This is a genomic window from Streptoverticillium olivoreticuli subsp. olivoreticuli (genome assembly GCF_003391135.1).
In the GTDB taxonomy this organism is placed as follows: domain Bacteria; phylum Actinomycetota; class Actinomycetes; order Streptomycetales; family Streptomycetaceae; genus Streptomyces; species Streptomyces blastmyceticus.
Map to the genome: position 1 here is coordinate 325044 of NZ_CP031455.1, position 16019 is coordinate 341062.

The window sequence follows — 16019 nt, forward strand, 5'->3', positions numbered from 1 at the left end:
CGGACAGCGGCTACGAGCCGGCTCGGGGCGAGAAGAGCCGGCCGAGCTTTCCGTATTCCGTCTTGACGGCCTCGAGTACGTCCGGGGCGGAGACGGGCCGCCCGGCGGCCGCTGCCGCGAACGCCGCCGTTTCCGCGGCGGACCTGATGGAACCGCCCGCGAGCGGGTATTCCCGGGCGATCGCGTCGATGTCGCAGGGTGCGTCCGCGAATTCGGTCAGATGCCTGCGCCAGAGTTCGGCGCGCACCGCTGCCCACGGGGGTGTGAACTCGATGACTTCGTCGAACCGGCGGATGAACGCGCTGTCCACGTTGGCTCGCAGGTTCGTGGTCAATATGGCCAATCCGTCGAACCTTTCGAGGCGTTGCAGGATGTAGCCGATCCGCAGATTGTCGTGCCGGTCGTTCGCGTCCTTGACCGCGCCGCGTCTGGAGAACAGGGTGTCCGCTTCGTCGAAGAGGATGACGCAGTCCAGTGCCTCCGCCGCGGAGAAGATCCGGTCGAGGTTCCTCTCGGTCTCGCCGAAGCTTTGCGACATCACGGCGGGCAGACTGACGACATAGAGGTCGAGTCCCAGGTCCCCTGCGACCGCCTCCGCGGCCATCGACTTTCCGGTGCCGGATTCACCGGCGAAGAGCGCGGTCGTCCCCCGGCCGCGGCCGCGCCGCAGCCGGAGACCGCCGAGCACCTCTTCGCGCTTTTGGACGCGGAGGACCAGCATGTCGAGCCGGTCTCGCACGTCATCGGGCAGGACCAGGTCCTGGCGGTCCACCTGCGGTCGGACGTGCTGGGCGAACTGTTCGAGGCTGCGTGTGGCATGGCTGCGTGCGAGTGCTCGCGCGGTCTGCGGCGCGAGCGTCCCGCCGTGGAGTGCGGCGTCGCGTCGGGCGATGTCGACGACCGCGCCTGCCGCCGTGCTGAGGGGATGTGTCCGGCCGGTGTCACCACGGAGATCGAACGTGGCTCGGGGAACCGTCTTCCACAGCCTCTCCTGCCACACGTCGCTGCCGTACATCAGCACCGGGAGCGGGCTGCGGGCCAGGCTCGCGATCAGTCGGCTCAGGACGGGGACGGCGGGGTCGTCCGCCTCGGCGTAGACGGGAACGATGATCCCGCCTTGCGACAGGCGTCCTTCCAGCAGGATGCCGTCCAGCAGTTCTTTCCCTGTGTGCTCCAGGTCGAAGGGGTCCAGGAGCAGAGGTGTCCGGCCGGTGGCGTAGAGGGCGGTGCTCGCGGTGGGCAGTGCCGCGCCGGTGATGTCTTCGCGCAGGTAGAGAGTTGCCGCTGGATCCGCGTTGAGCTGTGTGGTGAGTGCGTCGATGTCCGCGTCCTGCGGGATGTGCGGCAGGAGGGGAAGCGGCCCGAGGCGTGCTCCCTTGCACACGTCGGTCTTGCCGGTGCCTCCCATGAGGTGGCTGAGCACCCGGTCGGGAACCCGTAGGGAGCGTTCGGTGAAGGGGGCTGACGGATCGTCGAAGACGATCAGTCCGCCGGACAACAGGGGGGCGTCCTCTCGCAGCAGGCCGCTCGCGATCGCCGAAGCGGGGGTGACACCGATGAGCCGCAGTCCCATGGCGGCAGTCGGCCGGGAGGACGGACCGAGCATCCGGAACGCGGCGGCGCAGTCGGAGCTGACGTCGGGCAGTACGGCGGTGACGAACAGGTCGGCCTCGGCCGGGCTCAACCGGAACTCGCGGCACAGCTCGGAGAAGGGATCCTCCCTGCCGTAGACGGCGGGCTGTTCGTAGCCGTCGTACGCCGCCTCGAGCCAGTCGTCGGTGAACTGTACGGGTGTGTTCGACGTCCTGGCCACATACAGGCGCCGTAGCCGGTCCTCCAGCTCGGCGATCCGGCTTTCCCAGAGAGTTGAGGTCACGTGATCTCCTCGACGTTGCGCCGCGGCCGTGCCGCGCCACGGGTCATGGGCAGGGCGCCCTGGACGGGTCGCGGGCCGATCGGACGGGCTGTCAGCGCCAGCCCGCGGACGGGCTCGGTGGTCACGGCGCTGTCGGGCCTGTCGACGGGCACTGTCACGATCAGGTCGAGTGCCGGCCTGGCGGGAGTGCCCAGGCCGGTCCAGAGCCTGGAGACGGGCGTCTCCGTGCCTTCGGCGTTCTCACGCAGTTTCAGGGAGAGACTGCGCCCGGTCGTCCGGTCCGCGTACGGCATGAGGTTCTCGGTGCGTACGCACCACTCCAGCAGCGTGCCCAGCATGCGGTGCTCGTCCTGGGGTGACTGGCCCCACGCGGTCAGCGCGTAGCCGAGGCGGAAGAAACGGCTCGGGCTGCCATGGCCCACCACCACACCCTGCTCGTCGATGACGCTGCTCTCACCGGACTGACGCCTGGCGGCGTCCTCCTCGATCCCGTAGAGAAAGGCGTTCACGCACGGTCCCGAGCGACGGGCGGTCCAGTCGGAGTCCGGTGTGTCGAAGACGACCTGTGCGTTGCCCCCGCTCAACGGGCCCTGCAGCAGCGCCGTTTCGAGGGCCTCGTCGACTTGCTGGACAATGCTCACCTGGTCGTCCCCGTGGTGGCTCGCCACGGTGGGGCCGCACCGTCCTGGACCGTGATGTCGGCCGTGACGTGGGCCGGAATCCACTGCCTCACCAGGTTCTGGATGTCCTCGACCACTCCGGCGTGCCCGGACGGCATGCCCTGCGGCAGCACGACCCGCACCCGTGCCCACGCCTCTCGGCCCTGCGCCGTATCGGGGGGCTCGGGCACCACGGTGCAGTGTGTGCCGCCTGATTCGGTGATCTCCACCTGGCCTCCGACCACCTCGCGGACCAACAGTTCGAGCCCTGCCCTGGTGCCGCACAGCCCGTGCAGGCGCCGGCCGAGCAGGAGTGCGTTGCGCCTGCCGGTGGCTCCGACGCAGGCGGGGAGAGAGGTATGGGTCCAGCGCAGCATCCAGGTGACGAAGTCATCGGGTGCCGTTCGCGGGTCGAAGTAGGAGTCGAGGCAGTCGAGTGCGGTGATCACGGGGGCGAGGGTGTCGTCGAACCCGGCGATGAAGCGGTCGGCGAAGTCTCCCTGCCGGTAGCTCTCCGGCAGGATGGCCCGCAGTGACCGGCTCCCGGGTACGAGCGGGGGCACAGCCGGGGTGTGCCTCGGGGATGCCGGTCCCGAGGGCCGGGGATGTCCGTGCATGGTGTCTTCCGTCAGTCGTCAGGCGGTCCGGGACCTTCAGAGGTGTTTCTTCACCGCGACCTGGTGTCGGTGGGAGAGGAACAACATGGCCGGGCCGACGTCGATGTGGTCCGTGGCGGGCTGCCGCTCTCCGGTGTCGATGTCCACCGGGTACATCTCCAACGCGATGACCGACTCCACGTCCTCGCTGCGCGCTGTCACGGCGTACAGGTCACTCAGCCGCAGCGCCCGGCCGAGCGGCCAGCCTGGCCGGCCGTCCCGCGCGATGGGCAGGGGGCTGAGGCATTCGTGCAGTGCGCGCAGCACGTTCTCCTGTACTTCCCGGCTGTCGGCGCCGGTCACCGCCTCGACTTCGGCCACGACGGTGACGCCCTGGTAGGCGGGGCCGCTGACGGAGACCATGACGCCGATCGGGCGTGCGGCCTCGATGGCCCTGGTGACCGACGTCAGCATCGTCTGTGTCGGCATCAGGCTCCGTCGGCTCTCCTCGTCGCGTATGTCCTCCACTTGGGGAACGACCAGGACGCGCACCAGGCCCGGGGTCTGCGATTCCGCGGGTTCGGCCACGCACTCGATCCGGCCCGCCTCGCGGCACGCGGTGGCCGCGATCGTCTCGTAGTCGTGTGCGGTCACGGCCCGGTCCTGGGTGCGCAGCCATCGGCTCGCCCGCTGGCGGACGCTGTCCACCGACTCGGCGTCCACACCACCGGACGCGCTGTCGCGGTTCTCCACCCTGGCGACGAGTGCCAGTGGTGTGCGCAGGACGGACAGGGTGGAGGTGGCGACATTGCCCGTCCGGCCGCCGCCGCGCTGGTAGGCATCGGCTGTGATGCGGGCGCCGATCTCGGGGATGGCGCCGTACTGGCGTACTCCGCCGTCCGGTTGGCGGATCGCCGGGCCGAAGCGGACGGCGCCGCTCACCTCGTCGACCGTCACATGCCGGTCCTCCGGGGCGGAGTCGGCGAATGACGGCACCGCCGTCCAGCTCTGCGGTCCGGACTTGGTGTCGACGGTCACCGTTCGGAGGGAACCGGAGACGATGGGCGTCTGATGAGCGGTGAAGGTCTGGCCGGGCGTTCCGTCGGAGATGCCGAGTTCGTCGTGCGGGACCGTCTCGCCCGCCACGGCGGTGGTGGTCCCGCCGATCGTGTACGCCTCCACCGACCTGACCTCGGGCGAGGAGGGGTACGGCGTCTGATCGGGCGCCGCCTCGGTCACCCGGCAGCGCAGCCATCCGGCGCGCCGGTGCCCGACGAGGTGGAGGACGTGTCCCTCCGGGACGTGCAGGACGATCTCGCCGGTCCGGCTGAGTCCGGCCGTGCTGTCGCTCTCGATCTCGCACGTCACCCAGCCCTCGCAGCACAGGGCCTCCCAGATGCGCGGCGGCCTGTCGGGTCCCATGGCCGCGCCGGCCATCGAACAGTCCACGCGCAGGGTGACCGCGCAGCGCGGCACGGCCTGGGTCAGGCCGATGAGCAGGCCGTCGCCGGGAACGGGCGGCTCGGCGAAGCAGGTGACCGGCTCGCCCGCCAGGAATTCCTCCGTGGCCAGTTCGGCGGCCTGTCCGGCCGGTGCGGTACCGATGTGCAGCAGCGCGGAGGGCACCATCTCGAGTTCCCGGTCGACGGTGAACACGCAGGCGGGCGCGTTTCCCGTGCAGGGCGTGGCGACCTCGGTGCCCACCGGTACGGTCACGACCGTGTCCTGCGGGGCGGAGAGCCTGAAGGTCAGTTCGGTGCGCGCCGCCTGGGGCGCCGTCGGCTGGACGCCCAGCAGGTTCAGGAAGTCGAGGTGGATCTTCTCGGGCACCCTGTTGAGCCGGTACGACAGCTGGTCGACCATCTGCGCGAACGCCTCGATCAGCGCGACCCCCGGGTCGGAGACGTTGTGGTCCGTCCACTCGGGGCAGCGGCGCTGGATGAAGCGCTTGGCGTCGTCGACGAGATCCTGGAACCGGCGGTCGTCCAGGTGGGGGCTAGGCAGAGACATCGGAATCCCTCCGGGGGGCGTCAAGAGCGTGCTCGGGGGACGGCTTCTCGCTCTCGTGGGCGGGAATCACGTAGAACGGATGGACCAGGTTCCGGCGGCTGTTGGTGCTCGCCAGGCGGTAACCGATGTGGATGAGCAGGGCCTCCTCGTACTCGGCCGCCGCGACGACGCCGACGTCGTCCACGACGATGCGGGGCTCCCAGCGCTCCAGGGCCCGCCGCACCTCCTGGACGATCGCCCCGCTGGTGGAGGCGTCGAAGGAGCCGAAGACCTTGTCCCGGATCGCGCAGCCGAACTCCGGCCGCATGGGCCGCTCGCCCGGTTCGGTGGCCAGGACGAGGCGGATCGCCTGCTCGACGTCGTGCGAGCCCTCCGCCATCGCCATGCCGCCGGAGGCGCTCACGCCCAGCGGGAAGGCCCAGCCCCGGCCGGTGAAGAGGTCGGGCACCCTCAGCCGCCGATCATGACGGTGGGGCAGCCGCCGACGACGGCCGCGCCGCATGGCAGTTTGGCTCCCGTCACAGCGGCGGGCCGGCCACCGATCAGCACGGTTTTGCCGGGCATCGGAAGGACTACCAGCGGCATCGGGGGCAGCGGCGGTACGTGCCCGGGGAAGGCGCAGCTCGACAGGGCCCCGGTCACCGCGGCGGGCCGGCCGCCTATCAGGACGTCGGCGGCCATGGGTGGCCCGGTCACGGCACCCGTCCCGGCGGGAACAGGGACCGGGGTCGGGTTGGGGATGTGCGAGGTGGCGTCACCGACGCGCACGGCGGCTGGCACGGTTATTTCTCCTGTTCCGGCGTGGCGGCCGTTGTCGTGGTTCATGCGGCAGCACCCGGCCATCAGTTGATCTTGACGAGGGTGGCGGAGATCTCCGTGAGCGCACCGCCCTTGACCTTCACCGCCCCGTTCGCGGACACCTGCATGTCGGTGGTCGCGGCCAGCTCGACCTTGGCGCCGGACACCTTGATGCCCCCGGTCGCGCTCAAGTCGATCGTCTTGCCGCGGAGTTCCAGCGGTGCCTGTCCGGCGTTCAAGGTGATGCCCCGCCCGGCCGTGATCTCGACCGTTCCGTCGCTCTGGATGGAGACGAGAGTGCTGTGCTGATCGAGCTGGATCTGCAGTTTGCCGTCACCGGTGACGAGCGTGGCGCCCATGCCCTTGGCACCCGCGTCCAGCAGTTCGAGGCGGTGCCCTTCCTTGGAGGCGAAGGACCGGCGGTTGCCGATGCCTGTGGAGTCGTGCAGGTCCAGGCTGTGCGATGCGAGCTTGTCGACGCCGTTGCCGAGCCCGCCGATGACGTAGGGCCGGTCCAGACTGCCCTGTTCGAAACCGACGAGCACTTCGTCGCCCTGTTCCGGCAGGACCACGCCGTGGCCCTTGCTGCCGCCCAGCTGAACGGTGCGGGCCCACGTGCTCACGTACGCCTGCTTGTCACCTTCGGGCTGCTCCGGTGCGAGCCAGGGCAGGCTCACTCTGACCCGGCCCTGTTTCGTCGGATCCTGGGTGTTGACGACCTTGCCCGTGTGCAGGCCGAAGAAACGGCGCAGACCCGCTTCGTGGTCGCCGGGGCGTCCGCCGGGCGTGCGGTCGGCGCCCTCGTTCACCGTGAGCTCGGTCAGGTATCCGTCGTCCGGGTGGAAGTCGTGCCGGACGGAGGTGACCGTGTAACAGCCTTCGAACCGCTTGCCGAGTCCGGTGACGGACACCGCCGAGCGCAGTCGCAGGCGTGGCTCCCCGCGTACCACGGCGCGCAGTTCCGTGAGTCCGGCGGCGATCTCCTGTGCCATGGCGTCGGCGACTTGCTCGACTTCGTACTGCGTGGAGCGGGGCAGGCCCGGGAGCAGCAACGGCTCCCCGCGCACCGCGCGGGCGTCCGCCTGCCACGCCGTGTCGCGGGCGGGGGTCGTGGTGGGTGCGCGGTCGGCGACGAGTTCTTCCTTGCGCTCGGGGTCCCAGCCGCGTACCGACACCCCGGTGACCTGGTCGCGCAGTGTCGCGGCGGAGGTGATCTTGAGCAGGTTCTGGCCGAATTCCAGGGCGAACGGGCTCTGTCGGGCGGGTGTTCCCTTCGCGGGCGCGTCCGACGCGCTCGCCGCCTTCTTGAAGTGCAGCTCGCCCGCCCGGACGAAGACGTCGCAGCCGTTCTCGCGCGCGAGGTGGGTCAGGAAGTCCCAGTCGGACATGGCGGGCTGTGTCAGGAACTCGTACGTCACCGAGGTGCTGTCGATCTCTCCGGTCCGCAGACCCGCGAGTTTCGCGATCTCCTCGGCGATCCGGCCCGCCGACATGCTCTCCCACGCACGCGTCCTGGTGCCGCGTCGGAGCCGGTGCGCGTGGTCCTCGGCCCGGATCACGGTGAAGACCCCGGTGTGCGCCGCTCGCGCCTCACAGTCCGTGACCTCGCCCTCGAAGAGGTCATGGCTGCCTTCGGAGGTGACGGCGATCAGTTTGAGAGCGCTTCCGAGCCCGATCCCGGAACCGGCGAGAAAGGCGGCCCGGTAGGGGTCCCGGAAGCCGATTTCCGCGGCGGCCGACGTGCGGCTGTTCTCCGCTACGGACGCCCAGGCCAGCGCGGTGTCGAAGGTCGGCGGCAAGCGGCGTCCGTCGACCCATACGCTCAGCCCGGCGGTGTGGCGCTCGGCCATGTACGGCCCTTTCCTCTGGTGTGCCGACGGAGTTCCGGCACGGTCACTGGTCGGTGCCTCCGGGCAGCAGCAGTACCCGACCGGGTTCTATTTTCGATGGGTCGTCCACGTCGTTGAGTTCCGCGATACGGCGCCAGTCCGCGGGACGACCGCTGTTGCGGGCCGCGACGGACTGCAGTGAGTCCCCCCGGACGAACACACAGGACTGCCGGAACGCCGGCGATCCCGACGTGGGGTTCTGCCCCTTGGCCACGCTGCCGATCTCTTCCAGAGAGATCTCGCACACTGCCCTCAGCGGATTCCCTTGAGCGGAGAAGCGGGTGTAGGTCGCCTTGACCGCGCAGAGGAACGAGACGAACGAGACCGATTCGAAAGCACCCCAGCGGAACTTCACCCAGGCCGGCGAAGGCTGCTCCGCGTGCAGGCTCTCCTCGGTCGGCGCGCAGAACTCCAGCAGTTTGGAGACCCGCTCGTCGACCGAACTGTTCTGAGGATCCGGGTCATCGAGTATGACGGTCATCGCGAGAGTGCGCGGCTTGCTGCCGGTGAACTCAGGTACGGCGGCGTGCGGGGCGGAGCGGCTGCTGTGACGTACCCAAGAGGCTTCCTTCACCAGCGCCAGCTCGGCCGGATTGAACTGGAGCGGGATCTCCTCGAGAAGCGCGCCGGGGTCCGCACCGCCACCGCTGGGCGGCGCGTAGAACTCGAGTACCGCGCCCACCATTTTGTCATGACCGGCCTCCGACATGCTTCCTCCCTCCTGGGACCGCCACTCAAGAATCAACCCTTCGCGGTGCCGGGCAGACCGCTGATGAAGCCCTCGTGGATGATCTCCACCTCTTCCATCGGCTTACCGCCTCCACCGGCATCCAGGATCGGGCCGCGCCACGCCACCGGCATGGCGTTCAGCAGATCCCATTGCAGGACCGTCTTCCCTCTGGAATCCAGGCACGCGATCCCCATGGTGATGCGTTGTGCCTTGCGCGCTGTCTCCTGCACCCACTCACAGGTCCTCATGGCGTCCGCCGTCAATGGCCTGGTGAGGGTCAGCGGCGGGTACGTGAGGTGTTTCGGCAGATACCGGAGGGAGTCGTTGACCCCGCCGTCACTGAACTCGTCCAGGACGACCGAACACGCCAGTCCCGTGCATTGGGTGAAGAACCCCCAGTGGTTCTTGTCGATCGACAGGGAGAATCGGTGTACAGCCAGTACCTCTTCAGCCACTGCTCATCCCTTCTTCGGCAAGGAGGCCACCGGGGACGCCCCCGTTCGCCCCCGCCGTCATGGCGATCGCCGCTGTGCCGGAGAGGCGGCCGGGCACCGAAGTGGTGATCCGGGACACCTGAGTGGTGCGGAACTCCCCCGCACGCGGCCGCAGTTCGATCACGGTCGCGCCTGTCCCGGCGGTGCCCGCTGCGGCAGCGTGGACGGTCGATCGCACAGGGAACAGCGGGATGACGACCCGGTGGCGAGGCTGCGCCACCGGGCTGTCGGCAACGCCGGGCGGCACGCCGTCCGGCGGCTCGCCCCGCGGCTGCTGGTCGGCCGGCCACAGCAGCTCCGCCGTGCCCCTGCGACGGAGAAGTTCCGTGGTGTTCCGCGTCTCCGTGGCCGCTCTGAAGATCAGGGGTGGCTCCGGGTCGATCAGTGTGAACTGTTTCCCGGACAGCCGGGGGTCCCGCCACGCGGGCAACCGCGCGGTCATCCGGCGCACCTCGGTCACGGGCCGCATGCCGGCTGCCAGGAGGCCCACGGTTCCGGGCAGTACCACGGGGACACGCACGGTGGTGGGCAGGGCGTCGCCGCCGTCGGCTTCCGGCGCGGCCGATGCCCCGTCGGCGACCGGATGGCGCGCCCCGAGTACCCAGTGCAGCATGTCTCAATTCCCGTCTGTCAGACTCCGGTTGATGTCCCCGATCTGACGGATGTAGCGCCGCCGGTGGATGTGTTCCAGATCGAGCAGCTCGGCGTGGGGCCAGTGCAGGTGAAAGGCGAGGTACGCGATCTCGGCGTGCAGATCGTCGGCCGCGTACGCCTTCATTCCCCCAGGCGGCTCCCCATGTCGATCTCGAATTCGTGCCGGCAGTCGGGGCACACGGTCGAGGCGAGCGACGAGCCATCGGTGTTGATCTTCTCGTAGAACCGTTGCAGGAACGCGAGGTCCACCGCGAACATCTGCTCCACGATCCTGGCGTCGACCTCGGTCATGCTGCCGAGCCGGGTGATCAGGCGGCCGAGCAGAACGACGGACAGATAGGCCGGGTTCTCCCGCACGCGCATATCGCCGAGGGGCAGCAGCTCGTCGCGCGCGGTCGCCAGCCGCATCATGCCCGAACGGTGCACGACCCCCTGCGCGTCCATATAGCCACGGGGCAGCATGAAGGGGAATTCCGTACGGAATTCGGCGAACCCGGCCTGCGGAGCTTCGGTCGTGCGAGGCGGAGGAGGCGTGGGATCCGAGAAGTACTCCCCCGCCGGACTCGCGGGAGTCCCCTCGGTCACGCGCCTCCGTCTCACGTGAACGCGATCCTGTCGCACTCGATGACGACCGTCTCGTCCACCTCGGCCCCGTTCTCCGCCGCGGTGAGCTCGCCGGCACTCCACTTGCTCACCCAGGCGTCGAAGAGCGTGGCCGTGCGTTTGACGGTTCCCTCGCTGTTCATGAGCTCGATGGTGACGTTCTTCTTCGCACCGTCGACCTTGTCCGCCCGGGACATCCCGATCCACTCGGTGAGGTCCTTGCTCTGGTCCATGCCCCGGACGAGAGTGATGCTGGGCGGGGTGATCTTCCCCGGAGTCTTGGTGACGAAGTGCGCTCCGGTGGCCCCCCTGACCTGATAGCTGGTGACGACCTCCACCTCGAGGCTCAGCCCGCTGACGCTCTTCAGAGTCTCCAGCATGATGCCATCGATCTGGATCCTGAAAATATCGTTCCGGACCGTACTGCCAAGCTTGTTGTTCTGCACCTTGTTTCCCCTTGTCTTCACGCGGACGGAAATCGAAAGAACCGGCCAGGGCATTACTCTCCGGCTGCTGCCCCGGCCAGCGACTCCTGGGAGATCCGGAACACGACGAACTCGGCCGGCTTCACCGGGGCGACGCCGATCTCGCAGACGACCTGCCCGGACTCGATGACCTCCGGCGGGTTGGTCTCCTCGTCGCACTTGACGTAGAAGGCTTCGGCGGAAGTGCTGCCGAAGAGCGCGCCCCGGCGCCACTCATTGGTGAGGAACGCGGTGACATTGCGGCGGATCGTGGACCACAGCCGCTCGTCGTTCGGCTCGAAGACGACCCACTGCGACCCGAGGTAGACCGACTCCTCGAGGTAATTGAACAGGCGCCGGACATTCAGGTAGCGCCAGGCCGGGTCGCTGGAGAGCGTGCGGGCACCCCACACCCGGATGCCACGTCCGGGGAAGCTGCGGATGCAGTTCACACCCGCCGGGTTGAGCTGCTCCTGCTCGCCCTTGGTGACCTGGATGCCGAGGTCCAGCACTCCGCGCAGCACCTCGTTCGCCGGAGCCTTGTGCACACCGCGGGCCTCGTCGTTGCGGGCCCAGAGGCCCGCGACGTGGCCCGAGGGCGGCATCATGAAGCCCTTGCCGGTGGACGGGTCCGCCACCCGGACCCACGGGTAGTACAAGGCCGCGAACTTCGAGTCGAAGCCCGCCTCGTCCTGCCGCCACTCGTGGACCTCGGCAGGGCTCATGTCCGGCAGCGGGTCGAGGATGGCCATGCGGTTGGCCATGTTCTCGCAGTGGTCGATCATGGCCAGCTGAATGGCCTTCACCTGCTCGCGGTCGAGCGTGCCGCGCTCGTACGCGCCCATGAGGTCGGGGGCGACCAGCATGGTCACGTCGTCGATCGCCTCCAGGCCCGACAGACCGGAGCGGCTGCTCACCTCGCCGATGTAGTGACCCACCGCGTCCCCGGTGGTGTCGGTCGCATCGGCGGCGTCGGTGGTGTCGGCGGCGTCCGCGGCAGCGGGGGCATCAGCAGCCGGGGGCGTCAGCGCTACGGAGGACTGCTCGGGCAGCTCAAGCGCATCGCCGGGGGCGCCGCCCTCCTCGAACGCGACGAGCTTGGAGCGCTTGCGGACCTGCCTCACCACGTACTGGGGCGACGTCTTCACGCTGGATACCTCGAAGGTCTCCGCCGGAGAGCCGTCCACATTGACCGTCAGGGTGTAGATGTCCGCCGAGTCCGCGGTGGCACCGTCCGCGGCCCTGGCGGCCTTGCCCGCCTTGGGCTTGTCGCCACCGACGCGGGTCGCCTTGACCCCCGTGCCGGTATCCGCGCCCGTGTCCGAATCCGTCTCGGGGCCCGTCCCCACGCCCGTGTCCTGACCGGACGGCTTGCGCTGGATGTCCACCGAGATGTCACGCCCGGCAGCGGCGGGCAGTGCGGCCACCTGGAACCCGCCCAGCGCATGGACCGCCGGTGCGGCGCCGGCGACATCCGCATCGGTGACATCCGCCTCGGTCCCGGCCTCAGTCCCGGTCCCGGACTCGACAGCGGCCTCGCCATCGGCCCCGGCCTCAGCAGCCGCCTGAGTGCCGACGCGTACGACGTAGCAGGTCCCGCCGCCATTGGCGAAATACCCGTAGACGGAGTATCCGAGGTAGGAACCGTCGGTGAACTCACCGAAAGTCTTGGTGAACTGGTTCCAGTTGGTGATCCGGACCGGCTCGTTCAACGGTCCCTGTTCGGCGAAGCCGACGAAGGCGGCCACGGAGGTGGCCACGCCCTCCACCGGACGAGAGCCACCCGCGACCTCTTCCATGAACACACCGGGGGCCAGGTAGTTCGCCATCCAGTCCTCTTTCTTCCAGAATTTCGGCGGGGAATTTTTTTCACAGCCCGCGCTTTCCCTCCTCCGGGCAGGAGCGAAGAAAGCGGGTGGACCATCCACCGAAGCAGTGGATGCGGCCCTCCGCGTGTACCCATACCTGTCTTGCCGTCAACTCGGCACGGATCGCAGGACATTCGACGGGGCCGTCGACGGGCGGAGGACCGTTACCTGGATCATTGTCATGACGCTCTGGGCCTGTCAAACGAAAAGAGCCGCTGAAAAGAAAACTCCACCGATGCGCCACCATCGTTCCTGATGACATCAACTTTGGATGCCGAAAATCAACATTGCCCGGCTGGCGTGGCGGCATTTTGCGCGTGCGCCCACAAGCCCCTGAACAGTCTCCGTTCGGCCGGTCCCCATCACCCTTCGGCCATGGCGGTGGCCGATCGCTGTCCTAGCCTGTGCGTATGCGACTGAGTGGTGCGATAAAGCCCGACCGGCCCTTGCTCGTGCTGGCCGTGGAGAAAGAGGCGGCCCATCTCGACGGGTCCATGCCGGTGCTGCTCACCGGCATGGGCAAGGTCAACGCCGCCGCCGCGCTCGCGGCTGTCCTCGGCCGGGGACCTCTGCCGTCGGCAGTGGTCAATCTCGGTACCGCGGGCGCGCTTCGGGACGGGCTGCAGGGAACCCACGAAGTGAGCCGTGTGATTCAGCACGATCTCAATACGGCATTCCTCTACACGCTCACCGGCCGGACGTACGGAGCGCCCCTGCAGGTGGGTGACAGCGGGCCGGTCCTGGCCACCGGAGACAGCTTCATCTCCGACGAGGCGGCACGTGAACGGCTCGCCGCACACGCGGACCTGGTCGACATGGAAGGCTATGCCCTGGCAGCTGTCGCCAAGAAGCTCGATGTCCCCGTACGGCTCGTCAAGCACGTCAGCGACGAGGCCGGGGAAGGCGCTGCCCGAACATGGCGGGAGTCCGTCGACGACTGCGCCAAGGCATTGGCGGCCTGGGCCCGCGACAACCTGAATTGAGCCGCCGCGGGGCCGGTGCGGTTCGGAGGTACTCTGCCCCGGCGTACGCCGATGAACAGGGTAAGGATGATGGCTCGTGACATGGCTCGATGAACTGGTGGCAGGCGCCCGGCAGGACGCCCAGCTGCGGCAGGAGGCCAAGCCCCTGTTCGTGGTGCGGGAGGAGGCCGGCCGGCTCCCCGCTCCCCGCGACGTCCTCTCCTTGTGGACCGGCCCCGACGTGGCGGTGATCTGCGAAGTGAAGCGTGCGAGCCCCTCGAAGGGGCAGCTCGCCGACATCCCCGCTCCCGCGCGCCTGGCAGCCGAGTACGCACAGGGCGGAGCGTCGGCGATCAGTGTGCTCACCGAGGGCCGGCGTTTCCGGGGATCTCTGGCGGATCTGGCCGCGGTACGGGGCGCTGTCGACATTCCCGTGCTGCGCAAGGACTTCATCGTCTCCTCGTACCAGCTGTGGGAGGCGCGCGCATGCGGGGCCGACATGGTCCTGCTGATCGTGGCGGCGTTGAGCGACGAGCACCTCGCCGAGCTCTACCGGCTCACCACGGATCTCGGTATGACGGCGCTGGTCGAGGTCCACAACGAGGAGGAAGCCGTACGGGCGGCCGCCCTCGGGGCCCGGATCATCGGCGTGAACGCCCGCGACCTGAAGACGCTCGAAGTGGACCGGGGCACCTTCGCCCGCGTGGCGCCCTTGCTGCCCGAACCGGCCCTGAAGGTGGCCGAGTCCGGTGTGCGGGGCCCCCAGGACGTGCGTGCCTACGCGGCGGCCGGAGCGGACGCGGTCCTGGTCGGTGAAGCCGCGGTGACCGGCAAGGAAACGGCTCTCACGGTGGCCGGTCTGGTCGCCGCGGGCCGGGGCGGGCGGGGTGACCGGTGAGCACCTCTCTGTTCATCAAGATCTGTGGTCTGCGCACGGCTCCGGATGTGGAGGCCGCCGTGCGGGCCGGTGCCGACGCGGTGGGGTTCGTCCTCACCGAGAGCCCGCGCCGCGTCGATGCCGTCACCGCACGGGACCTGGCGCGGGCCGTGCCGGACGATGTGCTGACCGTGGGTGTCTTCCGAGGGCAGTCCCTGGACGAGGTGCGCGCCCTGGCCGACGCCAGTGGGGTCCGGGCCGTCCAGCTTCACGGTGACGAAGGCGGCGAGTACTACACGGCCCTGCACAGGCCGGGGCGGACGCTCATCCGGGCGGTCGCCGCGCGGGGACAGCGGCATCGGACCGGTGAGCTCGGCGAGGATCTCCTGCTGCTCGACGCTCCCGCCCCCGGCGCGGGCAAGCCCTGGGACTGGTCCTCCCCGGACTTCGAGCCCCCCGCCGGGCAGTGGCTGTTGGCCGGCGGCCTGACCGTGGAGAACGTCGGGGAAGCGGTCCGTGTCACCACCCCGTGGGGCGTGGATGTCTCCAGTGGTGTGGAGCGGGAGCGGGGTGTGAAGGACCCGGAGCTGATCACGTCCTTCATCCGGGCGGCACGCGCCGCGACGTGAGAGCTCGCTCCGGCGGAGCCCGAGCCCTGAGCCGCCCGGATGACCGGGGTGCGCGGCTCAGGGCCTCTCGGGTCCGGTGATCGGTCTGCCGCGGACGTCGAAGGGCCAGACATTGGGGGCGCACCCCTCAAGTCCTTTGATCTGTTGCATCATGGCCGGTGCCGGTTTCCCCTTGCCCGGACATCCCACATGCCCGTATCCGAGGAAGTGCCCCACCTCGTGATTGATGATCAGCGCCCGGTATGCGGGAATGTCGTCCTTGTAGGTCTCGGTGGCCAGCAACCACCGTTTGAGGTTCACCACCACGCTCTTGCCGACACGGCAGTTGACCTCCCCGCCCGTGTCCAGTCCGTATTCACCGCAAATGCTGTCGGCCGTTTCCGGTGTCGCCACCCGCACGATGAAGTCGAATTCGTCGCCCGGTGTCCGCCGGAACTTCCACTTGCCCTCGGCGGTCCAGCCCCGCTCATGCCCCAGGATGTCGTCGACCTCGGACGCGGCATCGCCCGGGGTGATGCCTATGCCGTTCTCGACCTCCACCTGATAGCGGAGCAGCTGCTCGCCGCCGCCCTTGCCGCTCCCCTGCCCCTTCGCGCGGGTGAACACCCCTGTGCCCGAGGAGGGAATGGTGGTCGGGGTGGCTTTCGGCTCGGGCGTCCCGGCCTGCTCCTCGGGCGCCTCCGGGGATGCCGCACCGGGTGAGGACGCTTTGCCGCCGCCGGGGCCGAATTCTCTGGCCATGAAAGTCAGGGCCGCGACCGGAAGCAGAGAGAGGAGCAGGACACGCCGGGGCCCGCGTGCCCGCGCCCGCCTTCGGCCGCGCCGGGCAGGAGGCCGTCTGTGGCGCGTGGAACGGGGGGACTGCGGCATGGAATCAGCCTTGATGGATACTTTTCCGGTCCAGTGACCG

Annotated in this window: 18 protein-coding genes; 3 read left to right on the forward strand and 15 right to left on the reverse strand. The window is 69.1% G+C overall.

The annotated features are described in order from the left end of the window. Positions 1–10: 10 nt before the first annotated feature. The 14 genes from DXZ73_RS01365 to DXZ73_RS01425 all read right to left on the reverse strand — a co-directional run bounded on the left by DXZ73_RS01365 (position 11) and on the right by DXZ73_RS01425 (position 12602). A complete protein-coding gene (locus DXZ73_RS01365) occupies positions 11–1876 on the reverse strand; it encodes an ATP-binding protein (RefSeq protein WP_116209230.1) in 1866 nt (621 codons plus the stop codon). Continuing rightward, complete coding sequence (locus tag DXZ73_RS01370) at positions 1873–2517, reverse strand: DUF4255 domain-containing protein (protein WP_162889945.1); 645 nt, start codon at positions 2515–2517, stop codon at positions 1873–1875. The genes DXZ73_RS01365 and DXZ73_RS01370 overlap by 4 nt, the downstream gene beginning before the upstream one ends. Continuing rightward, positions 2514–3098 carry a hypothetical protein gene (locus DXZ73_RS01375; RefSeq protein ID WP_162889946.1) on the reverse strand — a complete coding sequence of 195 codons (585 nt, stop codon included), beginning with the start codon at positions 3096–3098 and terminating at the stop codon, positions 2514–2516. The genes DXZ73_RS01370 and DXZ73_RS01375 overlap by 4 nt, the downstream gene beginning before the upstream one ends. Positions 3099–3188: 90 nt before the next feature. Beyond that, on the reverse strand, positions 3189–5141 hold the full coding sequence (locus tag DXZ73_RS01380; protein ID WP_116209232.1) for a putative baseplate assembly protein: 1953 nt from the start codon (positions 5139–5141) through the stop codon (positions 3189–3191). Next, a complete protein-coding gene (locus tag DXZ73_RS01385; RefSeq protein WP_162889947.1) occupies positions 5128–5589 on the reverse strand; it encodes a GPW/gp25 family protein in 462 nt (153 codons plus the stop codon). The genes DXZ73_RS01380 and DXZ73_RS01385 overlap by 14 nt, the downstream gene beginning before the upstream one ends. Positions 5590–5591: 2 nt before the next feature. Then, on the reverse strand, positions 5592–5921 hold the full coding sequence (locus DXZ73_RS01390; protein ID WP_205519074.1) for a PAAR domain-containing protein: 330 nt from the start codon (positions 5919–5921) through the stop codon (positions 5592–5594). Between the two features lie 62 nt (positions 5922–5983). Continuing rightward, the gene (locus DXZ73_RS01395) at positions 5984–7789 is read right to left on the reverse strand and encodes a VgrG-related protein (RefSeq protein ID WP_116209234.1); all 1806 of its coding nucleotides are present in this window, start codon (positions 7787–7789) and stop codon (positions 5984–5986) included. A gap of 43 nt (positions 7790–7832) precedes the next feature. Next, complete coding sequence (locus DXZ73_RS01400; RefSeq protein ID WP_116209235.1) at positions 7833–8537, reverse strand: LysM peptidoglycan-binding domain-containing protein; 705 nt, start codon at positions 8535–8537, stop codon at positions 7833–7835. A 32-nt stretch (positions 8538–8569) separates the two neighbouring features. Further along, on the reverse strand, positions 8570–9013 hold the full coding sequence (locus DXZ73_RS01405; protein ID WP_116209236.1) for a phage tail protein: 444 nt from the start codon (positions 9011–9013) through the stop codon (positions 8570–8572). Next, positions 9006–9665 carry a hypothetical protein gene (locus DXZ73_RS01410; protein ID WP_116209237.1) on the reverse strand — a complete coding sequence of 220 codons (660 nt, stop codon included), beginning with the start codon at positions 9663–9665 and terminating at the stop codon, positions 9006–9008. Before DXZ73_RS01410 ends, DXZ73_RS01405 begins: the two co-directional genes overlap by 8 nt. A gap of 3 nt (positions 9666–9668) precedes the next feature. After that, on the reverse strand, positions 9669–9830 hold the full coding sequence (locus tag DXZ73_RS37795; RefSeq protein WP_162889948.1) for a DUF6760 family protein: 162 nt from the start codon (positions 9828–9830) through the stop codon (positions 9669–9671). Beyond that, positions 9827–10291 carry a hypothetical protein gene (locus DXZ73_RS01415; RefSeq protein WP_205519075.1) on the reverse strand — a complete coding sequence of 155 codons (465 nt, stop codon included), beginning with the start codon at positions 10289–10291 and terminating at the stop codon, positions 9827–9829. Before DXZ73_RS01415 ends, DXZ73_RS37795 begins: the two co-directional genes overlap by 4 nt. Positions 10292–10302: 11 nt before the next feature. Further along, the gene (locus DXZ73_RS01420) at positions 10303–10809 is read right to left on the reverse strand and encodes a phage tail protein (protein WP_116209238.1); all 507 of its coding nucleotides are present in this window, start codon (positions 10807–10809) and stop codon (positions 10303–10305) included. Next, positions 10809–12602, reverse strand: coding sequence for a phage tail sheath subtilisin-like domain-containing protein (locus tag DXZ73_RS01425; protein ID WP_116209239.1), 1794 nt, complete (start codon positions 12600–12602; stop codon positions 10809–10811). The genes DXZ73_RS01420 and DXZ73_RS01425 overlap by 1 nt, the downstream gene beginning before the upstream one ends. 449 nt (positions 12603–13051) lie before the next feature. On the opposite strand from DXZ73_RS01425, the gene DXZ73_RS01430 reads away from it, so the two are divergent. From DXZ73_RS01430 to DXZ73_RS01440, 3 genes are all read left to right on the forward strand, one after another. After that, positions 13052–13624 (forward strand): nucleosidase, encoded by a 573-nt coding sequence (locus DXZ73_RS01430; RefSeq protein ID WP_116209240.1) that lies wholly within the window; start codon positions 13052–13054, stop codon positions 13622–13624. Positions 13625–13700: 76 nt separating this feature from the next. Next, the gene (trpC, locus tag DXZ73_RS01435) at positions 13701–14501 is read left to right on the forward strand and encodes an indole-3-glycerol phosphate synthase TrpC (protein WP_116209241.1); all 801 of its coding nucleotides are present in this window, start codon (positions 13701–13703) and stop codon (positions 14499–14501) included. Then, the gene (locus DXZ73_RS01440; protein ID WP_116209242.1) at positions 14498–15109 is read left to right on the forward strand and encodes a phosphoribosylanthranilate isomerase; all 612 of its coding nucleotides are present in this window, start codon (positions 14498–14500) and stop codon (positions 15107–15109) included. The genes trpC and DXZ73_RS01440 overlap by 4 nt, the downstream gene beginning before the upstream one ends. Positions 15110–15166: 57 nt before the next feature. Here the strand turns inward: DXZ73_RS01440 and DXZ73_RS01445 are convergent, their stop codons facing one another. Beyond that, positions 15167–15850 (reverse strand): DUF3152 domain-containing protein, encoded by a 684-nt coding sequence (locus DXZ73_RS01445; protein ID WP_338059104.1) that lies wholly within the window; start codon positions 15848–15850, stop codon positions 15167–15169. Between the last annotated feature and the right edge of the window lie 169 nt (positions 15851–16019).